The sequence below is a fragment of the Delftia sp. genome (assembly GCF_059499305.1).
The window spans coordinates 21,552-35,655 of sequence record NZ_JCABYI010000040.1 but is presented as its reverse complement, the minus strand read 5'-3'; the positions used below and the strand labels follow the sequence as shown (position 1 = coordinate 35,655).

Genomic DNA, 14,104 nt, shown 5'->3' with positions numbered 1-14,104 from the left:
CTTTCCGTCTCTTCCCATCCCTTTGTCCGGGACACCATGAACGCGACTGCCCCCTCCCTTTCCCGCCCCACGGTGCTGCACCTGGGTCTGGGCTCTTTCCATCGCGCGCACCAGGCTGCCTACCAGCAGCGATTGATGGATGCGGGCGACACGCAGTGGGCGCTGGTGGGCGCCAACCTGCGCCCTGACATGGCGCAGACGCTGGACGCCCTGGTGCGACAAGGCGGTGCCTACACGCTGGAGACGATTGCACCCAACGGCACGGTGCACTACCAGTGGATGGATGCCTTGAGCGAGGTGATTCCGTACGCGCCCGGGCTGGCCGCCGTCGTGCAGCGGGGCGCCTGGCCGGCCACCCGCATCATCTCCTTCACGGTCACCGAGGCCGGTTACTGCCTGGATGGTCAGGGAGCGCTCGACGCCGCGCATCCCGATCTGGCGCAGGACCTGGAGCGCGCACGCCGGGGCGAGGCGGGGACCACCATCTATGGCGTGCTCTGCGCCATCCTGCAGGCGCGCCGCGCCACCGATGCCGGCCCCGTCACGCTGCTGAGCTGCGACAACCTGCGCCACAACGGCGACCGCCTGCGCGCCGGCCTGCTGGCCTTCATGCGCCAGGCACAGCTGCATGGGCTGGCCGACTGGGCACAGCGGCATACCAGCTGCCCCAACGCCATGGTCGATCGCATCACTCCCCGCCCGCCACCGGAGCTGCGCGCGCGCGTGCTGGCCGCCACCGGCCGCGACGACGAGGCCGCGGTGATGGCCGAGCGCTTCACGCAATGGGTGATCGAGGACCGCTTCATTGCCGGGCGCCCCGCCTGGCAGACGGTGGGCGTGGAGCTGGTGCCCTCGGTGGCGCCTTACGAAGAGGCCAAGATCCGCATCCTCAACGCCAGCCACAGCTGCATCGCCTGGGCCGGGACGCTGGCGGGCCTGGAGCATATCCACGAAGGCTGCGCCGTGCCCGCGATACGCCAGATGGCCTGGGACTACGTGACCCGGGATGTGATCGCCTGCCTTTGCGCACCGGGCCGGCCCAGGCCGCTGGACCTGCCGGCCTACCGTGACACGGTGCTGGAGCGCTTTGGCAATGCCGCCCTGCGCGACACCAACCAGCGCGTGGCGGCCGATGGGTTTGCCAAGATCCCCGGCTTCATCGCGCCTACGCTGCGCGAGCGGCTGGCGGACAACGCCGCCATCGATGCCGCGGCCATGCTGCCAGCGCTGTTCCTGGCCTTCCTGCAGCGCTGGCACCGGGGCACACTGCCCTATGCGTACCAGGACCAGGCCATGGACCCGGCGGTGGCGCATGCCATCTGCGCGGCGCCCGATCCCGTGGCCTCGCTGTGCGCCGAGCCGCTGCTGTGGGGTGAGGTGGCAGGCCATCCGCAACTGATGGAGTCGGTGCGCCGGGCCTCGGAGCGGGTACGGGCATTTGTGGACAGAACCGAAACATGCACAAGGCGGAGCTGACATGCGCATAGCCATCGTGGGCGAGGCCCTGATCGATTTCACCGCCACGGGTGGCCTGGCCTTCCAGGGCCATGAGGGCGGGGCGCCCGCCAATGGCGCCATCGCGGCGGCGCGGCTGGGGCAGGCCACGGGCCTTGTCTCGCAGCTCTCGGAGGACCTCTTTGGCGAGCGCCTGTTCGCGCACCTGCAGCGCAACGGCGTGGACATGCGCCTGGTGCAGCGCTGCAGCGCGCCCAGCACGCTGGCCTTTGTGGAGCGCGGCGAACACACCAACCGCTATGCCTTCTACATGCAGGGCACGGCCGACACGCTGTGGGCGCCTGCCGAGCTGCCGAAGTTGCCGGACGAATGCCGCATCCTGCAGTTCGGCTCCATCGCGCTGCTGCATGCGCCGGCGGGGCCGCGCATCCTGGATCTGGTGGCCGCGCAGCGCGGTCGGCGCCTCATCGTCTTCGACCCCAATGTGCGTCCCACGCTGATCCGCGATGCGCAGGCCTTCCGGCGCGACTGCCTGGCCTGGCTGGCCCTGGCCGACCTGGTCAAGCTCAGCGACGAGGATGCGGCCTTCATCGCGCCCGGTCAGCCGGTGCTGGAGGCTGCCGGGAGCTGGCTGTCGCGCGGGCCCAGGGCCGTGGTGCTAACGCAGGGGGCCGAGGGCGCCACCTTGCTGCGCGCAGGCCGCGCTCCGCTGTCGGTGCGCCCGCCTGCAGTGCCGCTGGCGGACACCATCGGCGCGGGCGACACCTTTGGCGCGGCACTGTCCGTGGCGTTGCTCGAGCGCGGCGTGGAGCAGGCGCAGCAGTTGAAGTCCCTGCCAGATGCCGCGTGGCGCGAGGTGCTGCGCTTTGCGGCCACGGCAGCCGCGCTCAACTGCACGCGCGCCGGCGCCCAGCCGCCCTGGCGTGCGGAGCTGGATGCCGCGCTTGCGGGCCTGGATGCTGCGCAGGCGCAGCAGCACCACAGGGCGTAGCGGCCGCCGGTGTTACCGTGCGCCCTGTGCCCGTCTCCATCGTCCCTGATTGACCGACTGCCATGCCCAGCACACGCCGCCGCCCGCCGCGCCAGCGCCATCCCGAACTGGAGCGCGACTTTGTCCGCACGCCCGCCCTGGGCTATGAAGACGTGGAGGGCAGTGGCCTGGTGCGCTGCCTGGCGCATGGTTTCCCGAGTCCGCTGGTGCGCTGGCATTTCCATGACGAGTACGAACTGCATCTCATCACCCACACCTCGGGCCGTGCCTTCGTGGGTGACTGGATAGGGCCGTTCGAGCCGGGCCACCTCGTGCTGTGCGGGCCGCGCCTGCCGCACAACTGGATATCGTTCGACGTGCCCGAGGCCGGCGCGCCCGAACGCGATCTCGTCATCCTGTTCAACCACGATCCCATTGCCCGTGCGGCCGAGCAGATCCCCGAGATGCGCGAGGTACTGCAGCTGCTGGACCGCGCGCGCCACGGCATCGAGTTCTTCGGCATGGCCGAGGCAGCGCGCGTGCACTGGGAGGCGGTCCGGGGTGCGCGCGGCATGCGCCGCTTCGCGGCCTTTTGTGATCTGCTGTCCGATCTTTCCGAATGCACGGACTACCGGCTGCTGTCGGCCGTGCAGATGCAGGGCGTGCAGGCCGAGGCCCAGGTGGACCAGATCAACGAGGTGGTCAACCGCATCATGGCGCGCGTGAACGAGCCGCTGAGCCTGGCGGACGTGGCGGCCGAACTGGGCATGAGCGAAAGCCGCTTCAGCCGTTTCTTTCGCCGTGCCACAGGCAACAGCTTCACCGACTTTGTCAGCCGCGTGCGCATCAACAGTGCCTGCCATCTGCTCATGCAGACCGATTGCTTCATCGCCGATATCTGTTTTCAGGTCGGCTTCAGCAATCTGGCCAACTTCAACCGGCGCTTCCTTGAAATCAAGGGGATGACGCCCTCGGAATTCCGCAGGCAGGCCGAAAGCCGCTTCGGCGCGGGCTGAGGCGGGCGAGGGACCTGGAATCCGGGAAAGAAGGGGTGTGGTATTGCGTGCCACATGGGTAGAGCCCTTATTGCCGCGCTGGCACAGATCGATATGCTGGGTTGCGAAAAACACATGTTCCGCACCGGATCCGTGGCCAGTTTGTGACCACGATCAAGGAATGTGTCTTCCTCTGCGCGCAGGGGCGAAAGCAGGGTTCCTGACGATATCAATCTCAGGGGGCCCCATTGTAGAATCCGCCGAATTTTGCGCTTTCAACAACAGAACCACGCCCTCGATATGAAGTTGCTTGCCTCTTTGCTGACGGCTGCCATTCTTGCTGCAGCCCCCGCCTTTCCCGCTTTCTCCGCTGGCGAGGCACCTGCTGCCCCGGCTCAGCCGAAGGCGGCCAAGGCCGATCTGGCGAAGGGCGAGGCCAGCTACACCGCCGTCTGCGCGGCATGCCATGCGGCCGACGGCAATTCGACGGTGCCCATCCAGCCCAAGCTGGCCGGCCAGCATCCCGAGTACCTGGTCAAACAGTTGCTGGAGTTCAAGGACGACAAGCGCAAGGACCCGGTGATGAAGGGCTTTGCCAGCATGCTCAGCGAGCCTGACATGAAGAACATCGCCGCTTGGCTGCATGCGCAAAAGCCCAAGGACGGCTTTGCCAAGGACAAGGACCTGGTGGCCATGGGCGAGCGCATCTACCGTGGTGGCATCCAGGAGCGCAACATCGCCGCCTGCGCAGGCTGCCACAGCCCCAACGGCGCCGGCATCCCGGCCCAGTACCCGCGTCTGGCCGGCCAGCACGCCGACTACACCACCACCCAGCTCACGGCCTTCCGTGACGGCAAGCGCGGCAATAGCATTCAGATGACGCAGGTTGCTGCCAAGCTTAACGATCGCGAAATCAAGGCCGTGGCAGACTACATCGCTGGCCTGCGTTGATGTGCTCCCGGAACCGATGCGGTTCCCAGGGTAATCACCGGGAACCTATTGCCCTATAGACGCCCCAAGCCAGGCGGGTCCATCGCATGAATGCAGATGGTCCCGCTTTTTTCATTCGGGTTTTGGCTTTTCGCTCTTCATGTCAGACAACTCTTCCGGTGCCGCTCTTGCCTCCCCCCGCCCGCAGGCCGCGCGCGCGATGCTGGAGCTGCTGGCATCGATGCGCTTCGCGATCTCGCTGCTGACGGTCATCTGCATTGCCTCGGTGATCGGCACCGTGCTCAAGCAGCATGAGCCGGTGGGCAACTACGTCAACCAGTTCGGACCGTTCTGGGCCCAGCTGTTTCTTGCGCTCAAGCTCAATGCGGTCTACAGCGCCTGGTGGTTCCTGCTGATCCTGGCCTTTCTGGTGATCAGCACCTCGCTGTGCGTGGCACGCCATGCGCCCAAATACCTGGCCGATCTGCGCAATTTCAAGGAAAACGTTCGCGAGCAAAGCCTCAAGGCCTTCGGCCACCGTGCGCAGAATGTGGTGCCCGGCAGCACCGAGGAAGCCGCCAGGCGCCTGGGCCAGCAGCTGGTGTCGGGCGGCTGGAAGGTGCGGCTGCAGCAGCGCGATACGGCGGCCGGTCCCGGCACGGGCTGGATGCTGGCGGCCAAGGCGGGCGCGGCCCACAAGCTGGGCTACATCGCCGCCCATGGCGCCATCGTGCTGATCTGCCTGGGGGGGCTGTTCGACGGTGACCTCATCGTGCGTGCGCAGATGTGGCTGGGAGGCAAAACACCTTATACCGGCGGTGGCCTGATCTCCGAGGTGTCCGAGCAGCACCGGCTGAGCGAACGCAACCCCACCTTCCGCGGCAACCTGCTGGTGACCGAGGGCGGCACGGCGGGCACGGCCATCCTGTCGCAGTCCGATGGCGTGCTGCTGCAGGAGCTGCCCTTTGCGGTGGAGCTCAAGAAGTTCATCGTCGAGTACTACTCCACGGGCATGCCCAAGCTGTTTGCCAGCGAGGTCGTCATCCACGACAAGGCCACGGGCGAGAAGCTGGAAAAGCGCATCGAGGTCAACCACCCGGCCAGCTACCGCGGCATCGAGATCTACCAGTCCAGCTTTGATGACGGCGGCTCGTCGGTGAAGCTGCATGCCGTGCCGCTGGAGGCCGGGACCAAGCCCTTCGATGTCGAGGGCGTGATTGGCGGCTCCAGCCAGTTCACGCGCAAGCTCGCCGACGGCAAGGACGAGGCGCTGACGCTGGAGTTTGCCGAGCTGCGCACCATCAACGTCGAGAACTTCGGCGGTGCGGGCGGCGCCAGTGGCAGCGCCACCGATGTGCGCAAGGTGGACCTGAAGCAGGCCATCGACGAGCGCCTGGGCGCGGCCCACAAGACCGTGACCAAGAAGGAGCTGCGCAACATCGGCCCCAGCATCCGCTACAAGCTGCGCGATGCCGCGGGCCAGGCGCGCGAGTTCCAGAACTACATGCTGCCCGTGGACACGGGCGACGGCCAGCGCGTGTTCCTGCTGGGCGTGCGCGACAACCAGGCCGACGCCATGCGCTATCTGCGCATTCCCGCCGACCCCGAAAGCGAAATGGACACCTTCCTGCGCCTGCGCAGCGCGCTGCAGGATCCCAAACTGCGCGAGCAGGCGGCCCGGGCCTATGTGGCCAAGGCCATCGATTCCTCGCGCTCCGAACTGAGCGGTGCGCTGGCGCAGTCGGCCACCAAGGCGCTGGAGCTGTTCGCGGGACAGACCGACAAGAAGGGTCCCGATGGCAAGCCGCTGGGCGGGCTGCAGGCCATCTCCGATTTCATGGAAAGCAATGTGCCCGCGGCCGAGCGTGAACGCGCGGGCGAGGTGCTGGTGCGCATTCTCAATGGCGTGCTGTTCGAGATGGCCCAGATCGTGCGGGCCCAGGCCGGCCAGGCACCGCTGGAGCCCAGCGAGCAGACGCAGTCCTTCATGACACAGGCCGTGTTCTCGCTCAGCGACGCGCAGTTCTACCCCGTGCCCATGGTCTTCATGCTGCAGGACTTCAAGCAGGTGCAGGCCAGCGTGTTCCAGGTGGCGCGTGCGCCGGGCAAGAACGTGGTGTATCTGGGCTGCCTGTTCCTCATCATCGGCGTGTTCTGCATGCTGTACGTGCGCGACCGCCGCATCTGGATCTGGCTCACGCCCCGCGATGGCCAAAGCCATGCCGAAATGGCCTTGTCCACCAATCGAAAAACGCTCGATGGTGATAGAGAATTCGCCATGCTGGCCGGCAAGCTGATAGGCGCCGAGCCCATCCACAAGAAACCCCCCGGAGGTTCCGCATGAACACCGCCACCACGACGACTTTGACGCTCAACGAGGGCTTCTTCGCCCGCCGCAACTGGTTCGACTGGGTGTTTGCGGCCCTCGTGGCGGCGGGGCTGCTCTATGCGCTGCAGCGCTATGGCGAGTACATGGATGTCTACGAGAAGTGCATCCTGGTCGGCACCATTCCCGCGGCCATCTGGCTGGGCTGGTTCTGGCGCTCGCTGCGGGCGCTGATGCTGGTGGTGGCCGGGCTGTCGCTGCTGGCCATTGCGCTGTACCAGGGGCCGGAGGGGGCGCAGCTGGCGCGCTCGGACACGGTGTTCGGCCTCAAGTACTTCCTGTCCAGCCAGTCGGCCATCCTCTGGATGAGCATGGTGTTCTTCATCAGCACCGTCTTCTACTGGATCGGCATGTTTGCGCGGGGCGAGGGCACGGCGCTGTCGCTGCTGGGCTCGCGCCTGGCCTGGCTGGCCGTGACGCTGGCGCTGGTGGGCACCATGGTGCGCTGGTACGAGAGCTATCTGATCGGCCCTGACGTGGGGCACATCCCGGTCAGCAACCTCTATGAAGTGTTCGTCATGTTCTGCTGGATGACGGCGCTGTTCTATCTGTACTACGAACAGCACTACGACACGCGCGCCCTGGGTGGCTTCGTGATGCTGGTGGTCAGCGCGGCCGTGGGCTTTTTGCTGTGGTATACGCTGGTGCGCGAGGCGCACGAGATCCAGCCCCTGGTGCCGGCGCTCAAGAGCTGGTGGATGAAGCTGCATGTGCCGGCCAACTTCATCGGCTACGGCACCTTCGCGCTGGCTGCCATGGTCTCCTTCGCCTACCTCATCAAGCAGCAGGCCGCGGAGACGCGCTGGTACAAGCTCGCCCCGCTGTGGATGCTGGGCGTGGTGCTGTGCTTCGAGCCCATCGTTTTCCGCAAGGGTGCGACCGACAACGGCGGCAGCTACTGGATGGTGTACTTCGGCGTCTCGGCGCTGATCGTGGCCGGCATCCTGCTGGCGCGCAAGCGCATCGCCGAGCGGCTGCCCAGCTTCGAGCTGCTGGACGATGTGATGTACAAGTCCATCGCCGTGGGCTTTGCCTTCTTCACCATCGCCACCGTGCTGGGCGCGCTGTGGGCGGCCGAGGCCTGGGGCGGCTACTGGAGCTGGGACCCCAAGGAGACCTGGGCGCTGATCGTCTGGCTCAACTACGCGGCCTGGCTGCACATGCGCCTGGTCAAGGGGCTGCGCGGCACCGTGTCCGCCTGGTGGGCGCTGGGCGGGCTGGCCATCACCACCTTCGCCTTCCTGGGCGTGAACATGTTCCTGTCGGGACTGCACAGCTACGGCGAGCTGTGATCCGCTGCTGATTCGGACCGCTGCCGAACAAAGGGCTGCATGCGCCGGCGCGCATGCAGCCCTTTTTGTATCCGGCTCTTTTTCATGGCAGTTGAGGCTGGGGCGTAGCATGGAACTTGCGCGGGCCTGCAAGGCTCCCAATCGTCATGCCGCCCGGCGCCCCTGCCGCAGCAGGCACTTTCGGAGATTCCCATGCTGATCCGCTCCCACGACAACGGCTTCCAACATCCGCAAGGCAGCGAAATCACGCCCCGGGCGAGCTACCTGCAGCGCCGGGCCTGGCTGCAGTACCTGGCCGCAGGTTCGGCCGGTGCCGCCTTGCCGGGCTGGGCGGCAGGCGTGCAGCGCCCCGGCAAGCTGGCGGCGCTGGCTTCCGTGCCTTCGCAGGTGCCGGGTGCGAACTCCATGGAGCGCGTCACCGCCTATGCCGATGCGTCGCAGTACAACAACTTCTACGAATTCGGCCTGGACAAGGACGATCCTGCCAAGAACGCCCATACGCTCAAGACGCGGCCGTGGACAGTGAAGATCGAAGGCCTGGTCCAGCAGCCGCAGACACTGGACCTGGATGCGCTGCTCAAGCTCGCACCGCTGGAAGAGCGCATCTACCGGCTGCGCTGCGTGGAAGGCTGGTCCATGGTGATTCCCTGGGTCGGCTATTCCCTGGCCGAGCTGCTGCGCAAGGTGCAGCCGCTGGGCAGTGCCAAGTACGTGGAATTCGTGACCCTGGCCGACAAGGCGCAGATGCCGGGCCTGCGCAGCGGCGTGCTGGACTGGCCTTACACCGAGGGGCTGCGCCTTGATGAAGCCATGCACCCGCTGACGCTGCTGGCCTTCGGCATGTATGGCGAAGTGCTGCCCAACCAGAATGGCGCGCCCGTGCGGCTGGTCGTGCCGTGGAAATACGGCTTCAAGAGCGCCAAGAGCATCGTTGCCATCCGCCTGACCGACAAGGAGCCGGGCACGGCCTGGAACAAGGCGGCGCGCAACGAGTACGGCTTTTATTCCAATGTGAATCCGGACGTGCCGCACCCGCGCTGGAGCCAGGCCACGGAGCGGCGCATTGGCGAGGATGGCCTGTTCGCCAAGAAGCGCAAGACGCTGCTGTTCAACGGCTACGAAGCCCAGGTCGGCCAGCTCTACACGGGCATGGATCTGAAGAAGTTCTATTGATGCGGCCCATGCAATGACGGTGTTACAGCGCCTTTTGCTGCACCGGGCGGCCAAGCCGCTGGTGTTTCTTGTGTGCCTGTTGCCGTTTGCGTGGCTGCTGGCCGGAGCCATCCTGAACACTCTTGGCGCCAATCCGGCCGAGGCCCTGCTGCGCTCCACGGGCGACTGGACGCTGCGCTTTCTTTGCGTGGTGCTGGCCGTGACACCGCTGCGCCAGGCGCTGGGGCTGACGGCGCTGGCGCGCTTTCGGCGCATGCTGGGCCTGTATGTGTTCTTCTACGCCGTGCTGCACCTGCTGTGCTATGCGTGGTTCGACATGGGGCTGGACTGGGGCGAGATCGTGCTCGACATCCCCAAACGCCCGTTCATCCTCGTGGGCTTTGCGGCCCTGCTCTTGCTGACCGCGCTTGCCGCCACATCGCCGCACCGTGTGCTCCGGGCCATGGGCGCAAAGCGCTGGCAATGGCTGCACCGCTGCATTTATGCGGTGGCGCCGCTGGCCCTGCTGCATTTCTTCTGGATGCGCGCGGGCAAGAACAACTTCGCCGAGGTCGGCGTATACGCCGCCATTCTTGCGCTGCTGCTGGGCTGGCGTGTGGCCCATGCACTGCGCCGCCGGCGCGCCAGAAGCTAGCCGGCGACGGCGCGCAGGGCAGGGCGCAGCTGGCGGGTGACGGGGTCGATGTCCGCCATGGGCAACTGGTAGTTGCGCTGGTCGAACAGATCAATGCCGCACTGCAGGCCTTCCAGCCAGTTGAACAGGTCGGCAATCGCCTTGGCGCCCATGATGGGCGCGCCGTGCTGGGGCACGATCATGTCGATGGGCAGCTGGCGCGCCATCTGCACCCACAGCCGCAGGATCTTGTTGGAGACCATGTAGCGGCGGTGAAAGCCTTCCATGCGCGCGATGTGCGGCACCAGATCGGTCACCGGCACCTGTGCCTCGATGCCGTTCATCAGGGACACGCCGAGGTCGCCCGTAAAAAGGATGCGGCTGACCGGGTCGTAGAAGTGGAAGTTGCCCTCGGCATGCAGGAAGTGGGCGGGCAGCAGGTGCAGCTCATGGCGGCCCAGCGGCAGCCGGCCGCCGGCGTCCGGCACGCCGATCACGCGGTTCTCGGTCTTGCCGACCTTGGTGAAATGGGGCGCAAAGCGCTCCCAGATGCGCGAGATCACCAACTGGGCCTTGGTGCTGGTCATCCAGCGATCCAGCGAGGCAATGATGTCGGGATCGGCGTGGGAGGCAATCAGATAGGAAAGCTTGTGCGGCGCGAAATGCCGAGACATGCCCATGAACAGCTCGTTGAACGCGAGATTGCCGCCCGGATCGATGATGGCGCCCGTGTCGTCATCGACGATGAGAAACTGGTTGGCCTGGATGGCCTGTCCATCTTCCTCGACGAGGTCGGTGAACATCAGGCAGGCGTGGTTTTTGTCTCGGTAAAGCTCTACGGGCATGGCGGGTTGTCGAGGGACAAGATGCGGTCACTCTAAGCGCCATGCCATGCAACGGGGTTGACGTGCATCAAGCCGCAGTGCGGCTGCCGCGTCAGTCGGCCTGTGGCCTGCGGGAGTCCGAGGCGCCCGTGGGCGTGGAGCTTTCCTCGACGGCTGCATTGGAGGGGCCGGTCGGCAAGGTGGTGGGCGCCGGTGCGGGCGTTGCCCGCTCGGCCGGGCTGGAGATGCCCAGGGTCTGCGGCAGCGTGGCGCGGTGGCTGGCGGCTGGCGAGCTGGGCAGGAACAGAGGCCCCTTCTGCCCACAGGCCGCAAGGGACGCCGCACAGGCCCCAAGGGCAATGCACCTGACTAGAATTTGCGAGGCTTTCAACATAAGCGAATTGTAATGACCGACCAAGAATTTCTGGACCTTGCCGAACGACTGCTGCTGGCGGTGGAGCAAGACTGCGATCGCATCAACGATGAAACCGATGCCGACCTCGATGCCCAGCGCGTGGGAGGCATGGTGACCCTGGTCTTTGCCAACCGCAGCCAGATCGTGATCAACCAGCAAAAGCCGCTGCACGAGATCTGGCTGGCCGCCAAGGCCGGCGGCTTCCACTACCGCTACGACGCTTCGCAGGGCGCCTGGCTCGATACCAAGGGCGCGGGCGAGTTCTTCGCCAACCTGAGCCGCTACGCCACCGAGCAATCGGGCCTGGCGCTGCAGTTCTCGGCACGCTGAGACCCCGGCTTTCGGCTGGCTCCAAAAGAAAAGCCCGGCATGGCCGGGCTTTCTTGCGTGGTCGACCGCCTCAGTTGCGGAACAGGTCGAGGATGCGGTTGCGCTCCTCGGTGGCGGGCGGGGGCGTGGCGCCTGCGGCGCTGCCCGTGGATGCACTGTCCATGCCCAGGCTGCTGACGCCGCCGTTGCGCGCGTTTTCCTCGTAGTACCACTCGCCGCCCATGTTCACGACGCCGGGCGGCACGGGCATCTCGGCCACGGGAACGCCCTTGAGCGCGTGCTGCATGAAGCTGATCCAGATCGGCAGGCTCAGGCCGCCGCCGGTCTCGCGGCTGCCCAGGTTGCGCGGCGTGTCGTAGCCGATCCAGGATACGGCGGCCAGCGTGGGCTGGAAGCCCGCAAACCAGGCATCCACCGAATCGTTGGTCGTGCCGGTCTTGCCATACAGGTCGGGGCGCTTGAGCGTGGACTGCGCGCGCGCTGCAGTGCCCACGCGCGCCACGTCCTGCAGCAGGCTGTCCATGATGAAGGCGTTGCGCGCGTCGATGGCCTGGGGCAGTTCCTGCACCGGGGGCGGTGTGAATTCGGACAGGATGCGGCCCTTGTGATCGGTGACGCGGGAAATCAGCCAGGGATTGACGCGGTGGCCGCCGTTGGCGAACACGGAGTAGCCTGCCGCCAGCTGCAGCGGCGTGACGGCACCTGCGCCCAAAGCCATGGTCAGGTAGGCCGGGTGCTTGGCGGCGTCAAAGCCGAAGCGCGTGACCCACTCCTGGCCCTGCTTGGGTCCCACGGCCTGCAGCAGCCGGATGGAGATCATGTTCTTGGACTTGTTCAGGCCCGTGCGCATGGTCATCGGCCCGTCGTAGCGGCTGTCGTAGTTCTTGGGCTCCCAGGGCTGCCCCCCCGTCACGCCCGCACTGAAGAACAGCGGCGCGTCATTGATCATGGTGGAGGGCGAGAAGCCCTTTTCCAGCGCCGCGGAGTAGATGAAGGGCTTGAAGGCCGAGCCGGGCTGGCGCCAAGCCTGGGTCACATGATTGAACTTGTTCTTCTGGAAGTCGAAGCCGCCGATCAGGGCGCGCAAGGCGCCCGTCTGGGGAACCAGGGCCACGAAGGCGCCTTCCACCTCGGGCAGCTGCGTGATTTCCCAGGTGTTCTTGGGCGTCTTGACCACGCGGATCACGGCGCCGGGACGTATCTTGATGTTGGGCGGTGCCTTGGGGTTCAGGCCCGATTCGGCAGGCTTGAGGCCTTCGCCCGTGATCTCGATCTGCTCGCCGTCGGCACGGGCCGCCAGGATCTTGCGCGGGTTGGCATCCAGCACCACGGCGGCGAGCACGTCTCCGTTGTCGGGGTGGTTGGCCAGGGTGTCGTCAATGGCGTCTTCACGGTCCTCGGCGTCGGCGGGCAGGGCCACGAACTTCTCGGGGCCGCGGTACTTCTGGCGGCGCTCGTAGTCCATGATGCCGCGGCGCAGCGCGGCGTAGGCGGCTTCCTGTTCGCCGGCATTGATGGTGGTGTAGACGTTCAGGCCGCGCGTGTAGGCCTCGTTGCCGTACTGGGCAAAGATCAGCTGGCGCGCCATTTCGGCCACGTACTCGGCATGCACCCGGGTGTTGAAGGAGCCTGTGCGGATCTTCAGCGGCTCGGCCTTGGCTTCAGTGGCCTGGGCCGCCGTGATGAAGCCGTTTTCCTCCATGCGCTCGATGATGTAGAGCTGGCGCGAGCGGGCCCGCTTGGGGTTGCTGATCGGGTTGTAGGCCGAGGGCGCCTTGGGCAGGCCGGCCAGCATGGCCGCTTCGGCGACGGTGATGTCCTTCAGTGGCTTGCCGAAATAGGCTTCACAGGCGGCGGCAAAGCCATAGGCCCGATTTCCCAGATAAATCTGGTTCATGTAGATCTCGAGAATCTGGTTTTTGCTCAGCAGATGCTCTAGCTTGAAAGTCAGTAAGACTTCGTAAATTTTGCGTGTAAAAGTTTTCTCGGAAGACAGATAGACATTGCGTGCCACCTGCATGGTGATGGTCGATGCGCCCTGGCTTTTCACGCGGCCCAGATTGGCCAGCGCGGCGCGGGCCATGCCCTTGTAGTCGACGCCACCGTGCTCGAAAAAGCGGGTGTCTTCAATGGCCAGCACCGCGTCGGTCATCACTTTGGGGATGTCTTGGATGGGCGTCAGCGTGCGCCGCTCCTCGCCGAACTCGCCCAGCAGGGCGCCTTCGCTGGAGTACACGCGCAGCGGCAGCTTGGGCCGGTAGTCGGCCAGCTCGGACACGTCGGGCAGGTTGGGGTAGGCCATGGCCAGGGCCACGGCCACGGTCAGCATCAGGGCCAGCGCGCCGGCGACGGCGATGCCCGCCAGCCATAGCAAGGCCTTGGGAAACCAATGCATGGGCTTGGACGGAGCGGAGCGAGGCTTTCCAGCCTGGGGTTCTCGGGAGTCTGAGGACGGCATGTCGCAGGGAGTGCTGAGGAGTGCCGCATTATAAAAATGCGTTCCCCAGGGGGTCGGTAGGAGGCGGCTGCACACGGTTGCCAGCATGGCCGCAAGCCTCGCATCCTAAGCCAGGCGTACAGGCCGACATGCAAGCAGGGGTGCATTCCTGTCGCATTTGATGGCCCGCAACAATGTCTGTTTTTGGCCACTACCGTCAACCATGCTCCGGCAGGCATGGTGAGTTGCGCGCAGTCTTGCTGATAGCATTCAACCTATATGTG

General features: G+C 66.0%; 12 protein-coding genes. 9 read left to right on the top strand and 3 right to left on the bottom strand.

Annotated features, from left to right (window positions below):
• The first annotated feature begins 36 nt into the window (after nt 1-36).
• The 8 genes from dalD to msrQ all read left to right on the top strand — a co-directional run bounded on the left by dalD (nt 37) and on the right by msrQ (nt 9,835).
• The gene (dalD, locus tag AC5I49_RS27935) at nt 37-1,476 is read left to right on the top strand and encodes a D-arabinitol 4-dehydrogenase (RefSeq protein ID WP_495790189.1); all 1,440 of its coding nucleotides are present in this window, start codon (nt 37-39) and stop codon (nt 1,474-1,476) included.
• Between the two features lies 1 nt (nt 1,477).
• Nucleotides 1,478-2,446: a carbohydrate kinase family protein gene (locus AC5I49_RS27930; protein ID WP_374006811.1), complete on the top strand. Its 969-nt coding sequence runs from the start codon at nt 1,478-1,480 to the stop codon at nt 2,444-2,446.
• Nucleotides 2,447-2,508: 62 nt separating this feature from the next.
• The gene (locus AC5I49_RS27925; protein ID WP_016445529.1) at nt 2,509-3,441 is read left to right on the top strand and encodes an AraC family transcriptional regulator; all 933 of its coding nucleotides are present in this window, start codon (nt 2,509-2,511) and stop codon (nt 3,439-3,441) included.
• Between the two features lie 279 nt (nt 3,442-3,720).
• A complete protein-coding gene (locus AC5I49_RS27920) occupies nt 3,721-4,371 on the top strand; it encodes a c-type cytochrome (protein ID WP_016445530.1) in 651 nt (216 codons plus the stop codon).
• A gap of 139 nt (nt 4,372-4,510) precedes the next feature.
• Entirely contained in the window at nt 4,511-6,694 is a 2,184-nt protein-coding gene (locus tag AC5I49_RS27915) for a cytochrome c biogenesis protein ResB (RefSeq protein ID WP_074921489.1), read from the top strand.
• Nucleotides 6,691-8,028: a c-type cytochrome biogenesis protein CcsB gene (gene ccsB / locus AC5I49_RS27910; RefSeq protein WP_126310923.1), complete on the top strand. Its 1,338-nt coding sequence runs from the start codon at nt 6,691-6,693 to the stop codon at nt 8,026-8,028. The genes AC5I49_RS27915 and ccsB overlap by 4 nt, the downstream gene beginning before the upstream one ends.
• A gap of 192 nt (nt 8,029-8,220) precedes the next feature.
• The gene (msrP, locus tag AC5I49_RS27905) at nt 8,221-9,201 is read left to right on the top strand and encodes a protein-methionine-sulfoxide reductase catalytic subunit MsrP (protein WP_016445533.1); all 981 of its coding nucleotides are present in this window, start codon (nt 8,221-8,223) and stop codon (nt 9,199-9,201) included.
• A 13-nt stretch (nt 9,202-9,214) separates the two neighbouring features.
• Nucleotides 9,215-9,835, top strand: a complete 621-nt coding sequence (gene msrQ, locus AC5I49_RS27900) for a protein-methionine-sulfoxide reductase heme-binding subunit MsrQ (protein WP_026062808.1) — start codon at nt 9,215-9,217, stop codon at nt 9,833-9,835.
• Here the strand turns inward: msrQ and AC5I49_RS27895 are convergent.
• Nucleotides 9,832-10,659 carry an oxygen-binding di-iron domain-containing protein gene (locus tag AC5I49_RS27895; RefSeq protein WP_495790188.1) on the bottom strand — a complete coding sequence of 276 codons (828 nt, stop codon included), beginning with the start codon at nt 10,657-10,659 and terminating at the stop codon, nt 9,832-9,834. The two genes, msrQ and AC5I49_RS27895, sit on opposite strands and share 4 nt — an antisense overlap.
• Before the next feature lie 91 nt (nt 10,660-10,750).
• Nucleotides 10,751-11,032: an LPS translocon maturation chaperone LptM gene (gene lptM / locus AC5I49_RS27890; RefSeq protein WP_082254145.1), complete on the bottom strand. Its 282-nt coding sequence runs from the start codon at nt 11,030-11,032 to the stop codon at nt 10,751-10,753.
• Between the two features lie 12 nt (nt 11,033-11,044).
• Here lptM and cyaY point away from each other — a divergent pair, with 12 nt between their 5' ends.
• Nucleotides 11,045-11,383, top strand: coding sequence for an iron donor protein CyaY (gene cyaY, locus AC5I49_RS27885; RefSeq protein WP_017406663.1), 339 nt, complete (start codon nt 11,045-11,047; stop codon nt 11,381-11,383).
• 70 nt (nt 11,384-11,453) lie between these two features.
• On the opposite strand, the gene AC5I49_RS27880 is transcribed toward cyaY, so the two are convergent.
• On the bottom strand, nt 11,454-13,778 hold the full coding sequence (locus tag AC5I49_RS27880) for a penicillin-binding protein 1A (RefSeq protein ID WP_017406662.1): 2,325 nt from the start codon (nt 13,776-13,778) through the stop codon (nt 11,454-11,456).
• Nucleotides 13,779-14,104: the final 326 nt, after the last annotated feature.